At 60.5% G+C, this 18,650-nt stretch carries 21 protein-coding genes; 11 read left to right on the forward strand and 10 right to left on the reverse strand.

Annotation, left to right across the window (positions count from 1 at the left end; translation table 11 throughout):
• The first annotated feature begins 55 nt into the window (after window positions 1-55).
• Both SJY32_RS09565 and SJY32_RS09570 read left to right on the forward strand, forming a co-directional pair.
• Entirely contained in the window at window positions 56-1,894 is a 1,839-nt protein-coding gene (locus tag SJY32_RS09565; RefSeq protein WP_376874245.1) for a M3 family oligoendopeptidase, read from the forward strand.
• Between the two features lie 4 nt (window positions 1,895-1,898).
• Window positions 1,899-2,897 carry a hypothetical protein gene (locus SJY32_RS09570; RefSeq protein ID WP_376874247.1) on the forward strand — a complete coding sequence of 333 codons (999 nt, stop codon included), beginning with the start codon at window positions 1,899-1,901 and terminating at the stop codon, window positions 2,895-2,897.
• 49 nt (window positions 2,898-2,946) lie between these two features.
• Here the strand turns inward: SJY32_RS09570 and SJY32_RS09575 are convergent, their stop codons facing one another.
• The 5 genes from SJY32_RS09575 to lgt all read right to left on the reverse strand — a co-directional run bounded on the left by SJY32_RS09575 (window position 2,947) and on the right by lgt (window position 7,317).
• Window positions 2,947-3,822: a Hint domain-containing protein gene (locus tag SJY32_RS09575; RefSeq protein WP_376874249.1), complete on the reverse strand. Its 876-nt coding sequence runs from the start codon at window positions 3,820-3,822 to the stop codon at window positions 2,947-2,949.
• Window positions 3,823-4,117: 295 nt separating this feature from the next.
• Window positions 4,118-4,279, reverse strand: a complete 162-nt coding sequence (locus SJY32_RS09580) for a hypothetical protein (protein ID WP_376874251.1) — start codon at window positions 4,277-4,279, stop codon at window positions 4,118-4,120.
• 169 nt (window positions 4,280-4,448) lie between these two features.
• A complete protein-coding gene (gene pgeF, locus SJY32_RS09585) occupies window positions 4,449-5,225 on the reverse strand; it encodes a peptidoglycan editing factor PgeF (RefSeq protein WP_376874253.1) in 777 nt (258 codons plus the stop codon).
• Window positions 5,226-5,302: 77 nt separating this feature from the next.
• Entirely contained in the window at window positions 5,303-6,388 is a 1,086-nt protein-coding gene (locus SJY32_RS09590) for a class I SAM-dependent methyltransferase (protein WP_376874255.1), read from the reverse strand.
• Window positions 6,389-6,414: 26 nt separating this feature from the next.
• On the reverse strand, window positions 6,415-7,317 hold the full coding sequence (lgt, locus tag SJY32_RS09595; RefSeq protein ID WP_376874257.1) for a prolipoprotein diacylglyceryl transferase: 903 nt from the start codon (window positions 7,315-7,317) through the stop codon (window positions 6,415-6,417).
• A gap of 248 nt (window positions 7,318-7,565) precedes the next feature.
• On the opposite strand from lgt, the gene SJY32_RS09600 reads away from it, so the two are divergent.
• Together SJY32_RS09600 and SJY32_RS09605 are read left to right on the forward strand one after the other, a co-directional pair.
• Window positions 7,566-7,808, forward strand: a complete 243-nt coding sequence (locus tag SJY32_RS09600; protein WP_376874259.1) for an accessory factor UbiK family protein — start codon at window positions 7,566-7,568, stop codon at window positions 7,806-7,808.
• Window positions 7,809-7,970: 162 nt separating this feature from the next.
• On the forward strand, window positions 7,971-8,948 hold the full coding sequence (locus tag SJY32_RS09605) for a Gfo/Idh/MocA family protein (RefSeq protein WP_376874261.1): 978 nt from the start codon (window positions 7,971-7,973) through the stop codon (window positions 8,946-8,948).
• 82 nt (window positions 8,949-9,030) lie between these two features.
• On the opposite strand, the gene SJY32_RS09610 is transcribed toward SJY32_RS09605, so the two are convergent.
• A complete protein-coding gene (locus SJY32_RS09610) occupies window positions 9,031-9,531 on the reverse strand; it encodes an Lrp/AsnC family transcriptional regulator (protein ID WP_376874263.1) in 501 nt (166 codons plus the stop codon).
• Between the two features lie 317 nt (window positions 9,532-9,848).
• Here SJY32_RS09610 and trxB point away from each other — a divergent pair, with 317 nt between their 5' ends.
• On the forward strand, window positions 9,849-10,790 hold the full coding sequence (gene trxB / locus SJY32_RS09615; RefSeq protein WP_376874265.1) for a thioredoxin-disulfide reductase: 942 nt from the start codon (window positions 9,849-9,851) through the stop codon (window positions 10,788-10,790).
• Between the two features lie 90 nt (window positions 10,791-10,880).
• Here the strand turns inward: trxB and SJY32_RS09620 are convergent, their stop codons facing one another.
• Complete coding sequence (locus tag SJY32_RS09620) at window positions 10,881-11,156, reverse strand: DUF1150 family protein (protein WP_376874267.1); 276 nt, start codon at window positions 11,154-11,156, stop codon at window positions 10,881-10,883.
• Window positions 11,157-11,166: 10 nt separating this feature from the next.
• Window positions 11,167-11,580 (reverse strand): Hsp20 family protein, encoded by a 414-nt coding sequence (locus SJY32_RS09625; RefSeq protein ID WP_376874269.1) that lies wholly within the window; start codon window positions 11,578-11,580, stop codon window positions 11,167-11,169.
• A 279-nt stretch (window positions 11,581-11,859) separates the two neighbouring features.
• Between SJY32_RS09625 and SJY32_RS09630 the strand changes: the two genes are divergently transcribed.
• The 4 genes from SJY32_RS09630 (at window position 11,860) to SJY32_RS09645 (ending at window position 14,881) form a co-directional block, all read left to right on the forward strand.
• A complete protein-coding gene (locus tag SJY32_RS09630; protein ID WP_376874271.1) occupies window positions 11,860-12,078 on the forward strand; it encodes a YdcH family protein in 219 nt (72 codons plus the stop codon).
• A gap of 81 nt (window positions 12,079-12,159) precedes the next feature.
• A complete protein-coding gene (purE, locus tag SJY32_RS09635) occupies window positions 12,160-12,645 on the forward strand; it encodes a 5-(carboxyamino)imidazole ribonucleotide mutase (RefSeq protein WP_376874273.1) in 486 nt (161 codons plus the stop codon).
• Between the two features lie 2 nt (window positions 12,646-12,647).
• Window positions 12,648-13,712 carry a 5-(carboxyamino)imidazole ribonucleotide synthase gene (locus SJY32_RS09640; protein WP_376874275.1) on the forward strand — a complete coding sequence of 355 codons (1,065 nt, stop codon included), beginning with the start codon at window positions 12,648-12,650 and terminating at the stop codon, window positions 13,710-13,712.
• A gap of 170 nt (window positions 13,713-13,882) precedes the next feature.
• The gene (locus SJY32_RS09645; protein WP_376874277.1) at window positions 13,883-14,881 is read left to right on the forward strand and encodes a YHYH protein; all 999 of its coding nucleotides are present in this window, start codon (window positions 13,883-13,885) and stop codon (window positions 14,879-14,881) included.
• A gap of 74 nt (window positions 14,882-14,955) precedes the next feature.
• Here the strand turns inward: SJY32_RS09645 and SJY32_RS09650 are convergent, their stop codons facing one another.
• Together SJY32_RS09650 and SJY32_RS09655 are read right to left on the reverse strand one after the other, a co-directional pair.
• Window positions 14,956-15,807, reverse strand: coding sequence for a DMT family transporter (locus tag SJY32_RS09650; RefSeq protein WP_376874279.1), 852 nt, complete (start codon window positions 15,805-15,807; stop codon window positions 14,956-14,958).
• 152 nt (window positions 15,808-15,959) lie between these two features.
• Window positions 15,960-16,979, reverse strand: a complete 1,020-nt coding sequence (locus tag SJY32_RS09655; protein ID WP_376874281.1) for a ribose-phosphate pyrophosphokinase — start codon at window positions 16,977-16,979, stop codon at window positions 15,960-15,962.
• A gap of 117 nt (window positions 16,980-17,096) precedes the next feature.
• Between SJY32_RS09655 and SJY32_RS09660 the strand changes: the two genes are divergently transcribed.
• Window positions 17,097-17,723, forward strand: a complete 627-nt coding sequence (locus SJY32_RS09660) for a 2-hydroxychromene-2-carboxylate isomerase (RefSeq protein WP_376874283.1) — start codon at window positions 17,097-17,099, stop codon at window positions 17,721-17,723.
• Entirely contained in the window at window positions 17,723-18,550 is an 828-nt protein-coding gene (locus tag SJY32_RS09665; RefSeq protein WP_376874285.1) for an alpha/beta fold hydrolase, read from the forward strand. Before SJY32_RS09660 ends, SJY32_RS09665 begins: the two co-directional genes overlap by 1 nt.
• The last annotated feature ends 100 nt before the right edge of the window (window positions 18,551-18,650 follow it).

An 18,650-nucleotide genomic window follows, 5' to 3' on the forward strand; every position in this document is an offset into this window, starting at 1 on the left:
TGCTTCACGGCCCCCGCCCCCTTACCTCTGGTGCAAGCCAATCAAAAGGACCGCTATGCCCCTGTCATTCTCCCTCCCGCTCCGCATTCAACCGACATTCGACGCGACAGCATCCGGCGGCGCAGGTGCCTTCGGAGAGTTGCCGGAATGGGATCTGACCGACCTCTACCCCGCCCCCGACGCACCGGAATTCGCCGCCGATATGGCCTTCGTCGAAACCGAATGCGCCGCCTTCGCGCGCGACTATGAGGGTAAGCTCGCGTCACTCGACGCGGCAGGTATGGCTGAATGTATCGGACGCTATGAAGCCATCGAGACCGCAGCAGGGCGGATCATGTCCTACGCCGGCCTGCGCTATTATCAGAACACCGTTGATGGCGGGATCGCCAAATTCATGGCGGACGCGCAAGACAAAATCACGACATTCACCACGCCCCTCGTCTTCTTCTCGCTCGAATTCAACCGCATTCCCGATGCGCAATATGAGGCCGTCTTCGCAGATGCGCGCGTCGCGCGGTTCAAGCCCGTGTTTGACCGGATGCGCTCCATGCGCCCGCACCAGCTTTCCGACGAGTTGGAAAAGTTCCTCCACGATCAATCCACCGTTGGCGCCGCCGCGTGGAACCGTCTGTTCGACGAAACCACCGCAGCGATGGAGTTCGATGTCGATGGCGAGATGAAAAACCTCGAATCCACCCTCGACATGCTGTCGGATCACGACCGTGCCAAGCGCGAAACCGGCGCGCGCGCGGTTGCTGCGGGCTTACAAAAACAAGTGAAGCTCTTCGCCCGCGTGCACAACACCCTCGCCAAAGAAAAGGCAATCGAGGATAAGTGGCGTAAGATGCCATCGCCGCAGATGGGCCGCCACCTGTCCAACCACGTCGAACCCGAAGTCGTCGAAGCGTTGCGCGATGCGGTCGTGGCGGCCTACCCGCGCCTATCGCACCGCTATTACGCGCTCAAGGCGAAATGGCTGGGGTTGGAGAAAATGCAGGTCTGGGATCGTAATGCCCCCCTGCCCACCGAAGCACCGCGCGTGATTGACTGGGCGGAAGCAGAACGCACCGTGATGGACGCATACGCCGGTTTCTCGCCCGAGATGGCTGCCATCGCGGAACCGTTCTTCAAGAAAGGCTGGATTGATGCCGCAACCAAACCCGGCAAAGCGCCCGGTGCATTTGCGCATCCGACCGTGACCACGGTGCACCCCTATGTAATGCTGAATTACTTGGGCAAACCGCGTGATGTGATGACGCTGGCGCATGAACTGGGGCACGGGGTGCATCAGGTGCTCGCCGCGGATCAAGGCGAGATGCTGTCGTCCACGCCCCTGACCTTGGCCGAGACAGCCTCCGTCTTTGGCGAGATGCTGACCTTCCGCGCCCTGCTTGCCAAGGCCAAGACCAAGGCCGAACGCAAGACCCTCCTCGCGGGGAAGGTGGAGGACATGATCAACACCGTGGTCCGCCAGATCGCGTTTTATGATTTCGAATGCAAACTTCACGCCGCGCGGGCGCAAGGCGAACTTACACCTGAAGCCATCAACGAGCTTTGGATGTCGGTTCAGGGCGAAAGCTTGGGGCCGGTGTTCGAATTCATGGACGGGTATGAGACGTTCTGGGCCTATATCCCGCATTTCGTCCACTCCCCGTTCTACGTCTATGCCTATGCGTTTGGCGACGGACTGGTGAATGCGCTTTACGCGGCCTATGCGGAAGGCACGCCCGATTTCCAAGCCAAGTATTTTGATATGCTCAAGGCCGGCGGATCGAAGCATCACAAGGAGCTTCTGGCCCCGTTCGGCCTGGATGCGTCCGATCCGGCGTTCTGGAACAAGGGGCTCGATATGATCTCGGGCTTCATCGACGAATTGGAAGCGATGGAGGACTGATCCCGTGGCGGGCAGCGACGCCTCCGTGACCCCAACCGGACGCGCTTCTGGAGAGGTGGTTTTCCACCTCTCCAGCTACGTTTTGCGAAAACCTTTTGCGGAACGCCCTCTCGCCTTTCGTAAACTTCACACCCTGTTCGAGACCGCAGGCAACCGCGTGGTCGAGCGCGTCACCGTGCCGCAAACGCCCATCGCCTTGGCTGAGGGCGCGCTCGACCTCGTTTGGGATGTCAGCGCACCAACCACAGGCGCGTTCAACCTCGCGCCCGCCTACCTGCCGCCCTTTTGTTACTTTGATCCGCGAGGCGTCTACGGCGCCTCGAGTCTCGCGCAAAAAGCGTTTCAAGCAAGCGACGTTCCCGCCCAGCAAGCACAAGCGCGGATGCGGATGTTGAAACGGTTTTTCAAGGACAAGCGCGAGAGCCGCATCCCGCAACCGCAAGAGACCGAAACCTTCCCGAAAAATGCCATCGCGGTGTTTCTTCAAGGCTATTCAGGCCCTGTCGAGCGCCTCAAATACGTCTCCGAGGAAGATATGCTTGCGGCGGTCCTCAAAGACACGGGCGGCCGCCCTGTCATCATCAAGCCGCATCCCAATACGCGAGACATCGAGACATTCGACAGGCTGGCGGCCTTGGCAGACCGCCCCGATGTGACCATCACCTTCGCGAATATACATGACATCCTTGATGCCTGCGCCATGACGGTCTCGGTGTGCTCATCGGTGGGTGTTGAGGGGATGATCCACGAGAAGCCATCGATTGTGTTTGGCCGCACGGATTTCCATCACTGCGCAACCTCGGTGACGCGCGCGCAAGACTGGCCTGCCGCGCGAGAGACCGCCTTGCAAACCGATTGGCCCTATGGGGCCTTCCTCTCATGGCTGTTTGACGAGCATATGCTAAATTTCTGGCGCGAGGATCTGGGCGCTCAAGTCGCCTCAAAGCTCGCGCAACGCGGGATTGACCCCGCGCGCTTCAACCTGCCTCAGGCTGACGGATAGGCGCCTAAGTATGTGTGTGGGGGACGACACTTCAGTCGCCCGCCGCCCCTCACCCGATAAGCTGATCGACTTCGAACTTCGTGAGGCGCTGATGCGCGGCCTCTCCGAACCCTTCCAAACCGCCCACATGCGGGAACAGGTCTTTGAACAGCGAGAGCATCCTTGGCTCCATCATCGCCTCGAGCCCTGTGCCCGGATGGTAGCTTTCAACTTCCAGCCCCCCGACCCGAAGCGTTCCGTGCCGCTCCAGCGCAAGATGAAACACGCAGATCGGCGCGGCAGGTGTGACCTCGATGACCGAAACCCCGTCCAGATAGCTGCGGGCGGGAACATAGGCGGTGGGTGATTGGGTGAAAGCGGCACAGCGCTGATCGCGCAGCAAGAGCCGAGCGCGCGGCCCCAAGATGACGTCTTGCATCGGGCGCCCGTGGCCCATTGCATCGGCGGTGAACCGCGTGAGCTTCGCCGGATCAAGCCCCTCGGCAACCGCGCCGGAATAGACCATCATCGATCCGATCCACATCACGCGGACCGCCTCGCCTTCAGCCGTCAAAACCCGCATCCCCGGCACGATATCCTCAATCGCAATGCGCCCCTCCTCGGTTTGCAAAACCGACCCTCTCGCGAGCGCCGAGAAGGCCTCCTCAAACAAGGGGGTTGCGGGCGCGATGCGTGTGCTGTCTTCGATATCGCCTGAGGCGGACAACCATAGGGTGTTGTAGCGCCGCATTAAGGCTTTGGGCCGCGCATCAACCTGTTCTAGCACCGGGGAATGGGGTGTCGCAGTCGCGGGCGACCCACGCAGGCGCGTTGGTTGCTGCGCAAGACCGCCGAAGCTTGGAGCCGATTTCAAGCGCTTGCGCGCAGACTGATAGGCGGAGTTTGGCGCAGAGTCCTGCGCCGAGAGACGGTGGGTAATATTCATGCGATCAGCCCCCTTCAGGTCTGGTCACGACTGCTTGGCCCCCACCGATGCAGATCGATCACTTTTCATGGCCTATCAAATAGCTGAAGTCAATTTTTTCGCCGGATTGATGGGCTCTTACACACCAATGCGCGGGCGACCGATACGATTGGCATGCCATCCTCAACAATCGAAAGGATCAGGGCTTGCAACATCGCGAATCGGTCGCGCAACGGCCTGAAACGCAAAAAGACAAAAGCCCACCTGCGTCGAAACGCGGGCGGGCCTGTGCTTATTCAATTCGATAAATGCGCGATTATGCGCTGCGGCGCTCAGCGTCTTGGCTTTGCGTATCTTCACGGCGCGCGATCATGGCTGCGCGCGCAGAACCGCGCGCCCAAGGCAGCGCGGGATGCTGCTGATCGGCCTGTGCGAGCATGGATTTCATCCAGCGACGTGATTTGATCTGTTCTGCCATGCGAGTGCTCCTCATCGATTTTTTTTGTACAGGCCCGCGCGGCGGGATGACTGTTTGATGCCCCCTTATCGGCGCGCAATGCGGCATGGATGCGGCGAAACTCGTGAAGAAGTTAGACGATCACGAGATCGTAAGTGCCTTACGCTGACCCCGCAACGCCGGCGCCCCGTTACAGACGGATCGTCGAGATCAGACGCCCGTAATCGGCTTCGTTGCGATGGGTGGTGCGGCGGTAGGAATAGAAGCGATCCGCATCACCATATGTGCAATGGCCTGTCCATTCGGCGCTTCCGACACCGGCATCGCGCAATCTCGCAAGTCCGAAGCCCGGCAAATCGAACATTGGCCTCCCCGCAGGGCCACCGGCGAAGAAGCGGCTTGAGTCCCGATCTTCGGCGAGGAAACGCTCCATGAAATCATCCCCGACCTCATAGGCGCGCTGCGAAATGCACGGACCAATCACCGCGGAGATATGGGCGCGCTGTGCGCCCAACCCTTCCATCGCATCGAGCGTAGCTTCTAAAACGCCGTCAAGCGCGCCGCGCCATCCGGCGTGCGCCGCCCCGATGACCCCCGCTTGCGCGTCGTGAAACAACACCGGCTGGCAATCGGCCGTCAGGATCGACAGCGCAAGCCCGGGTGTTGACGTCACCAGCGCGTCAACTTTAGGCAAATCGCCCGCGTGAGGGCCCGTCACCACCGCAACATCGGGCGAATGCACTTGATACACACCGATCAGGTGATCCGCCTCCACCTCCATCGCTTGCGCCACCCGCGCACGATTGATCTTGACCGCCTCCGCCTGATCCGAGGACCCGCCACCGCAATTCAAGCCTTGAAACACCCCCGAGGATGCGCCGCCCCGCCGCGTGAAGAAGCCGTGGCGCGCCCCGTGCAGCGCATCAGAAGTCAAAATATCGAGCGACGCGGGCTGGGAATGGGGCACGGTGATCAACTCTCGCTTTATTTCGGTCTCAGGTGACAGTCTGGACAACAAAGTAACATCTACGCCGCTTGGCGCCATCAATCAAAAGCCGGATCCGGGGTCTCGAATGCCGGAACGGGCGGCGTGCCTGTCGCGTGGATCGCGAGCACTTTGAACAGCTGTCCCATTTCGGCACTATCGGTCAATCGGTGATGCGCCGCAAGATGGTCCGCGCGGGCGTCGCCTTGCAACTTCGCCGCCAAAGCCTGCGCGCGATGATCGATCCCCAAACGCCTCAACCAAGCCCCCTGCGTCAGAAGCGGCGAGACCTGCGCGCCCGCATGCGACGCGGCCGCGGCGATCCGTTCAAAATCGACATGCGCCGTGAGATCGGCCGATCCGGCATCCGATAAGGGGTCGACGGGCGCGTGGTCGCGCAATGCTTGCAGCGTATCGCCCTGACTGACCCACCCGCCGTAATCTATGAAGATCGCAACCCCGCCAGCGGCTGCGATGCGCGTTGCGATGTCGGAGGCGAAACCGGATGCGGCGGGGCAAAGCTCGACCATCCCCCCTTGCGGCGTGATCCCCTCGACGTGGCGCAGGCCGGTGTTGAAACTGGGCGGCGCCAACCCGAAGGCAAGCTTGCCCTCAACCACACCGACCTGCCGCTCGCGCCACATCTCGCCCTCGCGCACGAATTGCCGGATCGGCAGCGCGTCGAGAAACTCATTCGCAACCATGTAAACGGGGCCTTGGGGCAGGCTGGAAACGGTGTCATGCCACGTCACATCAACGCCGCTGAGCGTTGCGCGCTGCACAGCTTTCAGATGCGCGGAGGCCTCGATCAGGTGAACCTCCGGCGTCAGATTTGGCACTTTGGCGAGCACGCGTAACATATCGGCCATCAAAGTGCCTCGGCCCGGCCCTGGCTCGACGAGCAACATCTTGCCTTGTGCCGCGCCGCCCCGATCCATCCAAGCCTGCGCGAGACACAGCCCCGCGAGTTCACCGAACATCTGGCTGATCTCTGGCGCGGTCGTGAAATCCCCCGCCGCGCCAAAGGGATCACGCGTTGCGTAATACCCGAATTCCGGATGCAGCAAAGAGGCTGTCATATAATCCGCAATCGACAACGGACCATCCGTAGAAATCCGCGCGATGAGATAGTCGGTCAGCGACATATCGGCCCCGTCCCCCTATGATCCCGTCAGCCGCGCGAGGCGACGACAGACCCGCGTTTTGCGCGCCACACGAACCAAAGCCCGATCGCGATCATCGGCAAGGACAACACCTGCCCCATCGAAAGACCAAACCCGCCAAGGTGAACGACCCACCCCATCGGGTTGTCATAGGTAATAAACCGCGCATCCGCCTGCCGGACAAACTCAACCGCGAACCGCGCCAAACCGTAACCCGCGATGAAAACGCCCATGATCAAACCAGGCCGCATCAAGGCGCCTGCCTTCAGCAAGCCCCACAAAATCAACGCCAGAACAATGCCCTCCAATCCCGCCTCATAGAGTTGCGAGGGATGGCGGCCACATTGCCCGTCAATCTGACCCGCAATCGACAGACAGGTCTGCGCCGCCTCGCCAGGGAAGATAACCGCCCAAGGCACGTCCGTCGGCCGGCCCCAAAGCTCGGCGTTAATGAAATTCGCCACACGCCCAAGCGCCAGCCCGAAGGGCGCGACCAAGGCAAAGGAATCCCCGATGCTCAGCGGCGCGATACCGTGTTTACGGCAGTAGAGCAGCCCCGCCACGACAACCCCGATCAACCCGCCGTGGAACGCCATGCCCCCCTTCCAAACCTGCACGATCTCGGCCGGATTGGCGAGGTAGTAGGCCGGTTCATAGAACAGGACGAAACCAAGGCGCCCGCCCACGATGACACCGAGGATCACCCACGACAGAAGGTCCTCGACCCCCTCCGCCAACATCGGCGCCTGCCCGCCCCAAATTTTCGGGCGGCGCATTAGCCCCATAATCACCCGCCAACCGATCACCAGACCCGCGATATAAGCCAAAGCATACCACCGCAGCGTCAAGCTCATCGGGCCGAGCGGAATCGTTAGGATTTCGGGAGTGATATTGGGAAATGGGATTGCCATGGGCCTGTCGCTGCTCGGTTTGTTGGCGTTACAAAGACCCTTCGCGCGCGACACTGTCAACCGCTCCGCAGGCGGCGGCGCTCACATTTGCGCGGGGGCCTTGCGACGCGGCGCGTGCGCATCGGGTGCATTGGTGCGACAATGAACCCGCCACGCCACCCTTGCCCCCAACCCAAACCGCGCCCATATAAGGGCAAAGCACCGCGTTCCTCCGCATCTGCGGCCCGCGCCTACCGATGGAGATTGCCATGACCGCCCCAAATAAGCTGTTCGACGAGATGTCCAAGATCATGACCAATGCCATGGGCGTCGCGCAAGGCGCGAAAACCGAGGCAGAGACCGCCATGAAAAGCTGGATGGACCGCTGGCTGGCTGAACGCGATTTCGTCACGCGGGAAGAATTCGACGCTGTGCGCGCGATGGCCGCGAAAGCCCGTGAGGAAAATATCGCGCTGGAAGCCCGTCTTGCGGCGCTGGAAACCAAGAAGTAAGCCCCTTTTCTACGTCTCGGCGTAAACCAATGGCTGGATCAGGCGCGCGCCATTGCGCGCCTGATCTATTTTCGGGATGTCCCCGTTCAGGGGCTCGCGCCCTTGCCGCCGCCGATCCCGCCGCCTAGGCTCCGCCCGAATAATCATGGTGAGGAGGCCAAGATGCAGACAATCAATTGGGGGATACTTGGGGCCGCAGCTTTCGCGCGCGATCACATGGGTCCGGCAATCCATGCCGCCAAGGGCACGCGCCTTGCCGCATTGGCGACGTCACAAGACGCGAAAGCCGATGCGTTCCGCGCAATCAACCCCGATCTGCGCGTGTATCAATCCTATGACGACCTACTGGCAGATCCCGCCATTGACGTGGTTTATGTCCCCCTGCCCAATATGTTGCATGTTGAATGGACAAAGAAGGCACTCGCAGCAGGGAAGCATGTTCTCACCGAAAAGCCGATCGCTATGCACGCGCAGGAGATTGACGCGCTGATCGCCCTGCGCGACGCCACGGGGAAACTGGCCGCCGAGGCCTATATGATCGTGCACCACCCGCAATGGCATACGTGCCGCCGCCTGATTGCGGAGGGCGCGATCGGGGCGCTGCGCCATGTCGATACGGCGTTCACGTTTGATAAAGGCGATGAACCCGACAACATTCGCAACCGTCCTGAAACCGGTGGCGGCGGCGTGCGAGACATCGGCGTCTATACCTATTCCAGTGTGCGTTTCGCGACGGGCGCGGAACCAGACACGTTGAGATCCATCATCCGTTGGGAAAATGGCATCGATGTTCATTGCACCGTAATCGGAGAGATGGCGGGCAACGGGCACAGGTTCACCTACGGCGCGCTAACCGCGATCCGCCTGTCGAACCGGCAGGAAATCACCTTCCAAGGATCGGACGGCACGATCCGCATGACCGCTCCGTTCAACGCAGAAGTCTACGCCGAGCCGGAGTTGCACCTGATCCGCAAGGGCGAGCCGATCCAAGTCCACCGCTTCAACGGCGCGCGGCAATATATCAACCAAGTCGAAGCGTTCTGCGCCTCAATCCGCGACGGTAAGGCGTATCCGTGGACATTGGAGGATTCCCGCGGAACGCAAGCGATGATCGATCAGGTCTTCGCCTCGGAGATTTAAAGCGCCCTTCAAATGTGAGACGGGGCAGACATGCCCCGTTCCCCCGCTCAACATCGATGCAGTGAACCGGCCTTTGACTGTCTCACGCGTGGCGGGCAAGCCGTTCTTCGAGGACATCAAACGGCACGCCCGGCTCGTCCTTCGCGCAACGGATCACGAGACTTGTTTTCACGCTCGCCACGTTATCAGCCGCAGTGAGATGCCCCGTCAGGAAGCTCTGGAAGGTCGAGAGATCGGGGGCCGCGCATTTGAGCACGAAATCAATCTCGCCATTGAGCATGTGACACTCGCGCACCAAAGGCCATTCCTGACAGCGCTTTTCAAATGCCGAAAGGTCAACCTCCGCCTGCGAATGCAATCGCACCATCGCGAAAACCTGAACTTCAAAGCCCAATTCGCGCGGATTTACATCGGCGTGATACCCGCGGATATAGCCCGCCTCCTCCAGCGTGCGGACACGGCGCAGACATGGCGGCGCGGAAATCCCCACGCGTTTGGCCAACTCGACATTGGTCATCCGGCCATCGGCCTGCAGCTCTGCAAGGATCTTGCGATCGATTTCGTCGAGTTTATTTCCGGCCATGCTTGTTCTCCGCGTTTCGACGGAACTTACCCGCCTTGCGGAAAATGCGCAATAATGTTTCGCAACTCCGCAGATTCCCGCAACGCAATCGGCTTAAACGCCAAGAACATCGCCGCAGATCCCTACCGGCACGGCCGCCGCCTTCCTAAGCTTTTGCTCAACGGGGCGCTTTTCCCCAACGGCGCAGCGCTTAGGGGTTTTCGCCCTGCCTCATCATGCCTATATCCCCTCCCAATCCAGTTCACTCCGTCGGGCCGATACCCGCACGGCAGTTCACCAAGGCCGCGCGTATGGGCCGGCCAACCTGAGGGACAGTCATGACAGAGACCAAACACACACCCGTCCTGATCATCGGTTCGGGGCCTGCGGGCTATACCGCCGCCGTCTACGCATCCCGCGCGATGCTGAAACCGATCCTCGTGCAAGGTATCCAACCGGGCGGCCAGCTGACCATCACAACCGAGGTCGAGAATTGGCCGGGCGAGACCCATGTGCAAGGCCCCGACCTCATGGTTAAAATGGAAGAGCACGCCAAGGCGATGGGCACGGAAATCATCTCGGACCATATCAGTTCCCTCGACCTGCAAAACCGCCCCTTCACCGCAATCGGCGATTCGGGCACGGTTTACACTGCCGATGCCGTGATCCTCGCAACGGGTGCGCAGGCGCGGTGGCTCGGGCTCGAGTCAGAAGAAAAGTTCAAAGGCTTCGGCGTATCGGCCTGTGCGACATGCGACGGGTTCTTCTATCGCGGCAAGGAAATCGTCGTGATCGGCGGCGGCAATACGGCCGTGGAGGAGGCGCTGTTCCTCACCAATTTCGCCTCGAAAGTGACCTTGGTGCACCGTCGCGACACGCTCCGCGCCGAAAAAATCATGCAAGATCGACTGTTCAAGCACCCGAAGGTCGAGATCGTTTGGAATGTCACCGTCGAGGAAGTCTTGGGCGATACGGATCCGCTCGGCGTCACCGGCGTGCGCACAAAGGACGTGAACACGGGCGAGGAAAAAGTCATCCCTTGCGAAGGTTTCTTCGTCGCAATCGGCCACTCGCCTGCCTCCAGCCTCGTCGCAGAGCAGCTCGAGTTGCACAATGGTGGTTATGTGAAGGTAGAAGCCGGCACCACCCGCACTTCCATTCCGGGTGTCTTCGCCGCGGGCGATTTGACGGATCACGTCTACCGTCAAGCCGTAACTTCCGCAGGTATGGGCTGCATGGCGGCCTTGGATGCGGAGCGGTATCTGGCAGAGCAGGCCTAAGCCTCGCCCCCCCCGTCAAACAAAAGGCGCCCCGAACGGGCGCCTTTTTTATGTCATGACCACAAATCGGGCCACAAATCCAGTGGCGCGTCAGTGCACGCTTACGGGCGCAAGATCATGTTGCCGTGCGAGAGCGAACGCCAGATTGCGATTGTTGACCAAGGCCAATCGTTCGCCCGCCGCATCATGCACCGCATAGAGCGTCGCCACAGACCCGACTTGCGCGCGCACGTCATCAGGAAGCGACGCCGTCTCGACTGGGCGCACATAGACGATCCGGCGCTGGGCCATAGCGCCCGCCTGATCTTCGTTCAACGCCTCGACGCCCTCAATATCGGATGATTCAAAATCGAATTTACTGTCCATTTCGCTCTCCTTATCCGCGTTTTATCTCAATGGTTTGCACCACTGGATCGGCCTTCTGTCGCGTCAAATCGACGTGCAACAAGCCGTTTTCCAATGCCGCGCCGACAACCTCGACCCCGTCCGCCAGCACAAAGCTGCGTTGGAAGGCACGCGCCGCAATTCCGCGGTGCAAAAAGATCCTGTCTTGCGGCTCCTCACTCTGACGACCGCGCAAGACAAGCGCTCGGTCCTCTATCGTGATCGACAGATCCGCCTGCGAAAACCCTGCCACGGCAAGCGTGATGCGGAAGGCATCGGGTGCGGATTGCTCAATATTATAGGGCGGATAGCTATCCGATCCCGTTTTAGCGGTGCGCTCGACCAGCCGTTCGAGCTGATCAAATCCCAGCAGATGGGGATGCGCGCCAAAAGTCAATTTCGTCATCAGGCAAGCCCTCTCACAAGCAGCATGCGGGTGTCATCGGCCCCGATCTCTGGCGGCCGTAATGTTAATATGGGAAGCCAATCGCCGCGCCGCAAGCCCCCAACCGCCCCGCGCATCACGATGCTGGCAGACATCACAAGTTCGCCGACACCCGCCATGTGAACGCGCCTTGAAGAGCGCCGATATGACTGCGCGATTTTCCACCAAAAGGCGCCGAAGTTTGCTATACTACCATGAGCGGGCGATTCACCCCGCGTTTTCAGACGGTTCGGTCAGAATATGAATGCCCATTGCGAAATGAATCCCGAGGAAGTCGCCCGCGTGCGGCTTGAAGTGCTCCGTCGCGAGCACCGCGACCTTGATGCTGCGATCGCCGCGCTTCAGGACTCAGGGCGCAATGATATGCTCATGCTCAGGCGCCTGAAAAAGCAAAAGCTGTCGTTGAAAGATCACATCGCGCGGCTGGAAGACCTGCTGACACCCGATATTATCGCCTGAATTCGCCCAGCACGTAGCGCCGCCCCGTTGCACCCCGCCCCGCGCCCGCTATGATAAGCGCTTGATATCAAGGGGGCCGATATGGGCGTTAAAGTGGGAATCATCATGGGCAGCCAATCTGATTGGCCAACCATGCGCGAGGCGGCTCTTCTCTTGGATGAGCTCGGGATCGCTTATGAAACGAAAATCGTCTCCGCGCATCGCACGCCAGATCGTCTTTGGACATATGGCAAGGAAGCAGTCGGGCGCGGCTTGCAGGTGATCATCGCCGGTGCTGGCGGCGCGGCGCATCTTCCCGGGATGATGGCGTCAAAAACCCGTGTTCCCGTCGTCGGCGTGCCTGTGCAAACGCGCGCGCTCTCCGGCGTGGATAGCCTTTACTCGATTTTGCAGATGCCCAAGGGCTTTCCCGTTGCAACGATGGCGATCGGCTCTGCGGGGGCTGCGAATGCCGGCCTGATGGCGGCGGGCATTCTGGCGCTGCAAGATGATGCTCTGGCTGCCCGCTTGGATGCATGGCGCGAGGCGCTTTCGGCGTCGATCCCAGACGAGCCGAAGGACGAATAAACATGGATAACGCCCTCAAATCCGGCGCGACGATCGGAATCCTCGGCGGCGGTCAATTGGGTCGGATGCTCTCGGTTGCGGCCTCACGCCTCGGGTTCAAAACCCACATTTTCGAGCCGCTGCCCAATCCGCCAGCCGCGGACGTGGCGCATCAGGTCACAACCGCCGGATATGACGATACGGCCGCGCTCACCGCCTTCGCGAACAGTGTCGACGTGATTACCTTCGAGTTCGAGAATATCCCGACCTCCGCGCTCGACGTGCTGGAAAGCATCGCGCCGGTCCGCCCTGCCCGACGCGCCTTGGCCGTTTCACAAGACCGGATCATCGAAAAGACGTTTCTAAATGATCTCGATCTGACAACCGCGCCTTGGGCCGAAGTGACGGACGCGGCCTCGCTGGAGGCGGCAATGGCCTCCGTCGGAACCCCCGCGATCTTGAAAACGACGCGCAACGGGTATGACGGCAAGGGTCAGGTGCGGATCATGTCACCCGATCAGGGCTCTGCGGCCTTGGCGTCGATGCAGGGGGCGATCTGCGTGTTGGAGGGGTTCGTCGACTTCAGCCGCGAGATTTCGGTGATTGCGGCGCGGGGCCCGTCTGGCGAGGTGTCGTGCTATGATCCGGGCGAAAATGTTCACAAGGACGGAATCCTCCACACCACAACCGTCCCTGCCCAGATCACCTCGGCGCAGCAAATGGATGCTGTCCTGACCGCGGCAAAAATCCTGAACGCTTTGGACTACGTCGGCGTCATGGGCGTCGAGCTTTTCGTCACGTCGAAGGGGCTTCTGGTCAACGAAATCGCGCCGCGCGTGCATAATTCGGGCCATTGGACACAGGCGGGCTGCGCGGTTGATCAGTTTGAGCAGCACATCCGCGCCGTCGCAGGTTGGCCTTTGGGTGACGGGACGCGCTATGCGAATGTCGAGATGCTCAACCTCATCGGGGATGACGTCGAGACGGTGCCCGAGCTTGCAAAAGCCAAGAACACGCAAATCCATCTTTACGGAAAAGCCGAAGCAAAAGCGGGCCGCAAAATGGGCCACGTGAACAAGATCGTCTAACGGCACCCCCCTTTAGCGTCTGAAATAACCGTTCAAAACAGGGGGCCATGCGGCCCCTTGTTGCGATTCCACGCTGTGCAGCAAATTTCTTTTCAAAATGCCGACGGAAATGCGGCATTTTCGCGTATGATACAGATCACATGTTTCTACCTAAAATGATCGGATGTCTGATGCGTTGTACGACTCTCGCGCTTTGCGTACTTGCTGCCCCTGCCTTCGCGGATCACGATGCGACAGATCACGCTCAAGCCTCCGATAAACTGCATGAAATTGCGCATTTCTTTGAGGAAGCGCAGGTGATTTCAGGGCCATCCATCGTCGATTGCACGCTCTCGGGCGGGGCACAGACTGAATGTTTCTCGATCACAGTGAAGGCCGAGCCTAAGGCCTATACCCCGGGGCCATGGTGCCCGACGTCGATCACTGACGGCGCCGACAAGGGCGGGATTTGGCTGCAAGATGGCAAAGTGAATGACGTTGATGGCGCGTTTGTCGCCAACCTCTCGGCGTTTTACAAAGACGGCGATTGGCAGATGTATGATGCCGAGACCGGAAAGATCCGCGTCACGGATAGCAAATCGGCCTGCGAGGCTGCCGCGCGGCCCGATGTTGATCCTGAGTACCAAAACTACTGCGTCCAATGTTTGCCGGAATACATGGAGGAAGGCGCATCGGTGACCTATGTCATCCCCCTTGAGCCACAGGCCGCTGAGGGGTCCGCACCGACGAATATGACAGGGTCCGGCGTTGCCTATAACGGGATCCGTCTGGACGGCCCCGCCCCCGTTGACGCAATTCTCGGCGCGAAAACAATCGCGCCTTTCGACGATTGCGGCGGCCATGTGAACATCCACGTCGGCTATCACTACCACGCGGCGACCGACTGTCTGACGGGTCTTCAGGCCAGCGAGGAGGCTTCGAACGAGCCCGCGCAGATTGGCATCGCAATGGACGGGTATGGTATTTTCAAAAACTTGATGGCCGATGGCACCGCGCCTGAGGGGCTCGATATGTGCGGCGGCCACGAGGTAGAGGGGCTAGGGTATCACTACCATGCGGGCGAGGCGGGATCGAACGCCATCCTTGGCTGCATGACCGCGCAGGCCGGCTGTGTTTCTGAGGATCCTGACGCCGTGTGTGATGCATCGGCCCGCCCTGCGCGCCCGTAACACCACGCCGACAAGACGCCCGCATTCCCCCGCGCCGAGAAGAAGGCCGCGGGGGAGGTAAGTGCTCGTCGCGTCTACTTTTTCAAGCTTAGCCCGATACCGCCCAGAACCAACGCGGAAGCGATCCAAAAGCGCGGATCGGGCGTCTCCGCCAAGACCAGCGCCCCCCCCGCAGCCGCCAGCAGCGGGACGGTGAGTTGCGAGACGGCCGCGATGGACGCCTGCAATTTGGGCAGGATTTGATACCACAACGCGTAGCCCAACCCCGACGTGATTGCACCCGATGCAAGCGCAGGCCATATTCCCCACGCCTCCCCCTGTTGCGGCGCATTCGCGACGACAAACCATATCAGCGCGGGCACAGTCGCCAGCGCAAAGTTCAACGCACTGAGCGCCAACGGATCATGTGCCCGACGCCCGTTGAGAGAATAAAGCCCCCAGCCGATCCCCGCGATGACCATCATTGCGATCCCTGCCGTTGAGAGTTGCGCCACCGAAGCGCCCTGCGTGCCAATCGGCGCAACGAGAACGAACAGGCCCGAGAAGGCGAGCACCGCCCCGATCCAGCGCAAGCGCGTGATCCTCTCGCGCATCACCAAAGCGCCTGCAAACATCGTGATCTGAACCGATCCGAACAAAGTCAGCGCGCCAGTCCCCGCGTCAATCAGACCGCTCGCGATGGAAAACCCGAAGACATAGAGAAAGAGCGTCGCCATCCCGATGAGGGGGATGCGCGGCGCAACACGGAGCGCTTTCGCGCCGCGCAGCATGAGCGTCAGGATCAGCAGCACCACCGCCCCCGACCCCAGCCGCAACAGCGACACATAGGCCGGGTCCAGCCCCGCCGTGCTGACCGCCATGCGGTTCAAAACAGAATTGGCCGCGAAGGCGACCATGGTGAGGGCGGTGAGGAGAAAAATACGCATGGCGCAAGGCATACACATGGCACATTCCGCCGCAAGAGCCCGTGTCACCGCCGCTCACACACGGCCCCTCGTCACAACGTCGATCAACGGTCCCTCGAGATACGAAAAAGGGGGCCGCAGCCCCCTCCGCCAAAGCTTTTGATCGTGGCCAATCAGCCTGCCGAATACATGCCCTCATAAATCGGCATCAGCGTATCCGTCTCGAACAAGGACGACACAGATGTGCCGTTCCATGTGTTCAAGATCGCCTGCGCAAACATTGGCGCGGTCGGCACGATCCGGATATTCGGGCAATCTTTCACGGCCTGTGTCGGCTCGATGGAGTCGGTAATCACCAAAGATTTCATCACCGAGTTCATCACCCGCTCAACCGCCGGGCCGGACATGACGCCGTGAGAAATATAGGCGTGAACCTCGGTTGCGCCCGCTTCCATCAATGTCTCGGCCGCTTTGCAAAGCGTCCCGGCGGTATCGCACATGTCGTCAACGATGATACATTTCTTGCCCGACACATCCCCGATCACCGTCATATCCGCGACTTCGCCGGCTTTTTCACGGCGCTTGTCGACGATCGACAGCGGCGCATTGATCCGTTTGGCCAGTTCACGCGCACGCGCCACGCCACCCACGTCGGGCGACACCACCATCAGATCGTCCGTCGCCCCTTTGAAATGATGCAAGATATCAAGCGCAAAGACAGGCGCAGCATAGAGGTTATCCACCGGAATATCGAAGAAGCCCTGAATCTGCGTCGCGTGCAGATCAAGCGTCAGGATGCGGTCAACGCCCGCCTCGGTCAGCAGGTTTGCCACCAGCTTTGCAGAAATCGGCGTACGGGCCTTCGCGCGGCGGTCTTGGCGCGCATAGCCGAAATAGGGGATCACAGCCGTGATACGCGACGCCGACGAGCGCTTGAGCGCATCCGTCATGATCAACAATTCCATAAGGTTGTCATTCGCGGGATTGGACGTCGACTGGATGATATACATATCCTCGCCGCGCACGTTTTCGTAAACCTCGACGAAGATTTCCTGATCGTTGAAACGCTCGACGCGGGCTTCGACAAGCCCCACAGACATGCCGCGATGCATCGACATCCGGCGGGCGATGGCGTTTGCAAGCGGGCGGTTTGCATTGCCGGAAATCAGTTTGGGTTCGGTCATGGCGGCCATGGATTGGGTCCTCAAGGCAGGGCCGAGGGAAACCTGCGGCCGGATTCGCGTGATTGCACCCGCCTTAACACCCAGCTAGCTTGCCCGCAAACTTTGATCACCACGGGAGCGCTATCAATGGCCCATATCGACTATTTTTTCGCAACATTTTCGCCCTACACCTATCTGGCAGGCGAACGGTTGGAAAAAATCGCCGCAAAATACGGCGCGACCATCACGTATAAACCACTCGATCTGATGGGGCTATTTGATCGCACGGGCGGCATTCGTCCGGCCGCGCGCCACCCCAGCCGGATGGAATACCGGATGCAAGAGCTCAAGCGCTGGGCAAAGCATCTGGAGATGCCGATGAACTTCGCCCCAACTGGCTATCCACCCAACCCCGCGCCTGCGGCCTATGCGATTATCGCGGCGCAAAAGGCGAAGGCCGAAACGGGCGCGGGCGATCTGGGCGGTTTGTGTCATGCGATTACCCGGGCCGTTTGGGCCGAGGAACGCGACATTGCTGACGATGACGTTCTGCGCGGCGCGTTGGAAAGCTACGGATTCGACCCCAAACTTGTCACAACCGGCCTGTTCGACGGCGCCGTGACCTATGAGCGCAATCTGGAAGAAGCGGTCGAGCGCGGCGTCTTTGGCGCGCCTTTCTATATCTTGCGCGAAACGGATGAGCGGTTCTGGGGGCAGGATCGTCTGGATTTGCTCGCGGATGCGCTTGATGAGCTCGCGCGGGCGGACACCTGATGCCAGTCGAGACACGCGCAGGCCACGCAACCCATTTCCGTCAGTTCACCACAGGCGGGGCCACCGCTGCGCGCCCCGCGATCGCAATCCATTGCACGCTCGGGTCAAGCGCGATGTGGGAGCCTGTGCTGGCGCCGCTAAAGGGCGATCTGGCGCTTGATGTCACCGCGCCGGACCTGCCAAGCCATGGCAAATCCGCGATGTGGGACCCCGCCGCACACCCCGATTGCCAACGATTGTCGACACAAATCGCCGCCAGTTTCATCAATCGGCCAATTGATCTGATCGGCCATAGCCTCGGCGCCGTTATCGCGCTGCGTATCGCTGTGGCGGCCCCCGAGGCGATCCGATCGCTGACCTTGATCGAGCCCGTGCTCTTCGCCGCAGCGCCGCAAGAGAGCGCCGTGATGGATGATCTTCGCCGCGAGCAGACGCGGTTCGAAGAACTGCTGCACGCAGGCTTGGCCGAGGATGCCGCACGCGCCTTTATCGAACGATGGGGAGCGGGCGGATCATGGGACAGTTGGGACGAACAGCGCCGCGCACGATTTATCTCGCAGATGCCAATGGTCGCGAATTGCTCCAAGGGGAATTTTGCGGATAACGGGAATATCCTGCGCGATGGCGGGATCGAGATGATCGATGCTCCGGTTATGATTTTGCAAGGCGATCAATCACCGCCGATCACACAAGAGGTCTGCGCCGCAATCGCGGATCGCTGTCAGGATGTTGCGACAGCGACCATTCCGGACGCGGGCCATATGTTGCCCGTCACGCATCAAAGTATTCTCACGGACCTCATCGCGATGAATATCGAGCGCAGTTGAGCCGCCTGATCTATCGAGTTTCCCCTGCGCCTTCACCGCGCAAGGGGGGCTCTGCCCCATCGGCCTGCGGCCTCCCCCCGGGATATTTAGGGCAACCGGA

This window comes from Albirhodobacter sp. R86504 (genome assembly GCF_042466415.1).
In the GTDB taxonomy this organism is placed as follows: Bacteria; Pseudomonadota; Alphaproteobacteria; order Rhodobacterales; family Rhodobacteraceae; genus Albirhodobacter.